We start from the raw sequence: 4,322 nt of genomic DNA on the forward strand, positions 1-4,322 counted from the left end.
CTGTCGTCAAATTGCCTTCGGCCAATGCGGCTTCGGCCCGCTCGGTGATTTCCTTCGCCACCAATTGTGCACGGTCGACCATCTCGCTGTCTTTCGGAGACAGGCCAGCCTTCACGATTTTGTCGAACATTTCACTGGCAGTGAGTTCCAGTTCATTCATCCGGTGATGCGCAGTTTCCAGCTGGCTTTCGTTGTGCAAGGCCGCAGTATCGAAGCTTTCGAGCACTTGCTGCACCCGGGTTACGTGACCACTGATCGTGCCGGTGGAACGGGCAATCTGATCGTTTTGGCGGTCCACTTCCTCTACCAGTTCTGCCACACCATTTATGGTTTGTTCGATCTGGATCACGGAATTCTTGGCTTCGCGGCTCGCCTCGGCGCCGCTTTCGATCTGGGCGATTACCCGTTCCGCCTCGCCGCCCAGCGTATCGATAGTCCGCCCGATTTCCTCGGTAGCCCTACGGGTATCATTGGCGAGGCCTTTCACTTCGCTAGCCACGACAGCAAAAGTACGGCCGGCGTCCCCAGCCCGCATTGCTTCGATGGTGGCGTTAAGCGCGAGGATATTGGTGGTTTCGGCAATTTGGTCGATGTCCTGTGAACACCGGCGCACCTGCTCCATCGCGGCGGCAAAACCGGTCACGTGCTGGGACAATGTATCCACCAGATCGAGCAGATCAGAAATTCGGCCGAGCGAGGTCTGGATCATCTCTGTCCCCTGCCCCAGACGCTCAATTGCGCGTTCGGACAATAGGCGAGCCTCATCGCTGGCTTCGGAAACCTTGCGCTGATCAGCCTCTAATTCAGCCACGGTTCCCTGCAGCGCGCCGTGTTCGGCTCGTAATTTCTCGGATGAGAGGATTACTGATTGGACGATACCTGCCACGTCGGAACAACCAACGGTCACTTCGCCGCAACTTTCCGGGATCAGGTCAATCGAGCCTGGAACAACATTGCCAAAGGTTTCATGTTTCATTGATCGCGCCCCCTAATATCTGTTGCACCCCGCGTAGCCGTATCATCGTTACGAACGGCTTAAGATCGCTTGGAAACGATAAATTACTATCCCGCTCCACGGTCGATTCGCGCTTCGTAATTCCCTCAATTGTGTTCTAGAGCCGTTTCACATTTCGGATTTTAGCGAGTGACTGGATGCCCAGAAAAATAGCGAAATCTGGGGGCAGTCTCGCAGCCACCCGTTTCGGTGGGGTCCGCGCGCGGTTGGAGGCGTTCACTCCGCAGCCCGGCCCGCAGTCCTGGCTTTATGAGTTCCTGCTATTCGGTTTCAAACAGGCATGGGCGTGTCTGTTCGGCGGACTGATGCTGGCTCTGCTGATGGGGACTCATTTGTTTTATCCCGATGGCGCCGACCTGCCCCGTTACGATTTTCTCACGCTGGCGGCCTTGGCGATCCAATTGGCGATGCTGGGATTCCGGCTTGAAACATGGAACGAGGCCAAGGTCATTCTGGCGTTTCATGTGGTCGGGACAATCATGGAATTGTTCAAAACCTATGCCGGATCATGGGTCTATCCCGAACCAAGCTATTTGCGAATCGGTGATGTGCCCTTGTTCTCCGGCTTCATGTACGCCGCCGTCGGCAGCTATATCGCGCGGGTCTGGCGGATTTTCGATTTTCGTTACACGCATTATCCGCCGGCGTGGACGACTTATGCGTTGGCGGCGGCGATCTATGTCAACTTCTTCGCGCATCACTTCTTCGTCGATCTTCGTCTCGGGTTTTTCGTCCTGCTCGGTGCGGTGCATTTGCGGACTCGGATATATTTCCGGGTTTGGCGAAATGACCGCTGGATGCCGTTACTGCTTGGCTGGTTTCTGGTTACGATCTTTATCTGGTTTGCGGAAAATATTGCGACCTTTGCCAGGGCATGGACCTATCCCGGACAAGCTGAGGTCTGGACTATGGTGTCTTTTGGCAAGTTGGGGGCGTGGTATTTGCTAATGTATATCTCCTTTGTGCTGTTGGCAGCGGTGCATAAACCCGCCGCCAACACGGCTCTGGCGCAGCAGCCGGAGGCAGGTTAGAGGACCCGTATGTTTTTTGATTTCATAGATGAATTGCGCGCCGCCGGGATCAAGGCTTCTTTCAAGGAGCATCTGACCTTGCTCGAAGCGCTGGACAAGGATGTGATCGAGCAGACGCCCGAGGCATTCTATTACCTCAGCCGCGCCACCTTCGTGAAGGACGAAGGTTTGCTCGACCGGTTCGATCAGGTGTTCAACAAAGTCTTCAAGGGCATCCTGACTGATTACGGCCAGCAAGCGGTCGACGTGCCTGAAGACTGGCTGAAGGCGGTTGCCGAGAAATTTTTGTCGCCTGAAGAAATGGAAGCGATCAAAGCGCTTGGCGATTGGGACGAGATTATGGAGACGCTCAAGAAGCGGCTCGAAGAACAGGAAAAACGCCATCAGGGCGGCAATAAATGGGTTGGTACGGGCGGAACATCGCCGTTCGGTAATTCTGGTTTCAACCCAGAGGGCGTACGGATTGGCGGTGAGAGCAAGCATAAGCGCGCGATCAAAGTGTGGGAAAAGCGCGAATTCCAGAACCTCGACAACACGCGTGAGCTGGGCACCCGCAATATCAAGATGGCGCTACGCCGCCTACGCCGTTTTGCACGTGAGGGTTCGGCAGACGAGCTTGATCTGGACGCAACCATTGAAGGCACTGCGAAACAGGGCTGGCTCGACATTCACATGCGGCCCGAGCGGCATAATGCGGTAAAACTGCTGCTTTTTCTTGATGTCGGCGGATCGATGGACCCATTCATCAAAGTTGTCGAAGAGTTGTTCAGTGCGGCCAATAGCGAGTTCAAAAACCTCGAATTTTTCTATTTTCATAACTGCCTGTATGAAGGCGTGTGGAAGGACAATCGCCGCCGCTGGGCAGAGCGGACCAACACTTGGGATATCCTCCACAAATACGGCCACGATTACAAGATCGTGTTTGTCGGCGATGCGGCGATGAGCCCCTATGAAATCACTCATCAGGGCGGCAGTGTCGAGCATATGAATGAAGAAGCCGGCTCAACGTGGATGACCCGCGTAACCAACACCTATCCGGCCACAGTGTGGTTAAACCCCGTGCCGGAAAACCAGTGGAATTACTCGCAATCGACCAAGATGCTCAAGCAATTGGTCAATGACCGGATGTATCCGCTGACACTGGATGGTCTGGACGAAGCAATGCGCGAATTGAGCCGGAAGCACGGGTGAGTATGCTTACTAGCGCTTAGTGGTCATTTAGCTGACCTGTGCTATTTTCCCAAAGTCTCGGCTTTATACGGATGCTATCCCCTGTTCGTCGTCATAGTCAGCTTCCGGTTCCTTCCATTCATAGTTGCAGCCCAATCTGTCGCCCCAGCCATTAAGATGTCGAACACTAGGTCTTTAACTACGTAGTAGGATTTAGAATCACCGGGAAACCGATGAGCTAGTTCAAATTTGACCTTTCCGTAGGCAGCTGACGCGTCCGGATGTGCACGAAGGTAATCTCGGCACAACAAAGCGTAACGTTGATTGAAACGTCCACGCTCACGGACGTGGACATGGCTGGCAGGATGGTCGAACTTGAAGAGAAGTTTGGTCAAGTCTTCAACCGCCAGCGATCTACCTTCAGGAGTGTGATCGATCCGGTTTGGAATGTGACGAAAACCTGAGGCAGCGAATAGAGCGGTTTGGACGCGATCAAGGTCATCGACTGTAATTTGAATATCAACGATGTCCTTTGCGGCCAAGCCTGGTACTGCTGTTGAACCTATGTGATGTATACTCGCGTGTTCGGGTAGCAGCGGCATAAGGGTCCGAGCTATATCCTGAAAATCGGTACGCCATTCGCTCCGGTAAGGTTTGATTTCAATCCGCTTAGTCATTTTGATTGCCTACCGAATGGTTGAACCCATGTCAGCCATCGTGCGATCTTCTTGGGCTGCGAGCTTGTCCGCTTCCCAAGCAACTTCAGACATAGACTTTAGTAAATCAAATGCTGGCCCACGGCAGCCCGCCACGCAGTCTCATCTGCCGCCGCCAGCATCTCCAGATCATCCGGCCCCAGCGCCGCATCATCGACCCATTCGCGCAGTCCCGGGCCGCCATTGATCACATCAATCGCCAGCCGGTCCAACTCATACTCATACGGAAAATCTCGCCATAAATCGTAGTCGGGATACAGGCTCCGGATCGCCTTGAACGCCAGCGCCTGCAGGCGCCACGGCTTGAACGTTGTGTGATCGTAAAATGAGCCCTCCGCATGGATCATCAGCGCGCTGCATAATTGGCCCTGATGTTTGTGGAAGGTCGGC

4 protein-coding genes and 1 pseudogene are annotated in these 4,322 nt (G+C 54.2%); 2 read left to right on the top strand and 3 right to left on the bottom strand.

All coding sequences use genetic code 11. The features are described 5' to 3' along the window. A partial coding sequence (locus ACESNI_RS17615; RefSeq protein ID WP_373089408.1) for a methyl-accepting chemotaxis protein occupies nucleotides 1–976 on the bottom strand: 976 nt, incomplete at its 3' end. Nucleotides 977–1,152: 176 nt separating this feature from the next. Here ACESNI_RS17615 and ACESNI_RS17620 point away from each other — a divergent pair. Together ACESNI_RS17620 and ACESNI_RS17625 are read left to right on the top strand one after the other, a co-directional pair. Continuing rightward, nucleotides 1,153–2,046: a DUF817 domain-containing protein gene (locus ACESNI_RS17620; protein ID WP_373089410.1), complete on the top strand. Its 894-nt coding sequence runs from the start codon at nucleotides 1,153–1,155 to the stop codon at nucleotides 2,044–2,046. 9 nt (nucleotides 2,047–2,055) lie between these two features. Further along, nucleotides 2,056–3,237 carry a VWA domain-containing protein gene (locus tag ACESNI_RS17625; RefSeq protein ID WP_373089412.1) on the top strand — a complete coding sequence of 394 codons (1,182 nt, stop codon included), beginning with the start codon at nucleotides 2,056–2,058 and terminating at the stop codon, nucleotides 3,235–3,237. A gap of 74 nt (nucleotides 3,238–3,311) precedes the next feature. Here ACESNI_RS17625 and ACESNI_RS17630 read toward each other — a convergent pair whose 3' ends face one another. Together ACESNI_RS17630 and ACESNI_RS17635 are read right to left on the bottom strand one after the other, a co-directional pair. Then, complete coding sequence (locus tag ACESNI_RS17630) at nucleotides 3,312–3,893, bottom strand: GrpB family protein (protein WP_373089414.1); 582 nt, start codon at nucleotides 3,891–3,893, stop codon at nucleotides 3,312–3,314. Between the two features lie 98 nt (nucleotides 3,894–3,991). Continuing rightward, a pseudogene (locus ACESNI_RS17635) lies at nucleotides 3,992–4,322 on the bottom strand (DUF1343 domain-containing protein); the annotation flags it as partial.

It is taken from the genome of Sneathiella sp. (assembly GCF_041689005.1).
Classification (GTDB): domain Bacteria; phylum Pseudomonadota; class Alphaproteobacteria; order Sneathiellales; family Sneathiellaceae; genus Sneathiella.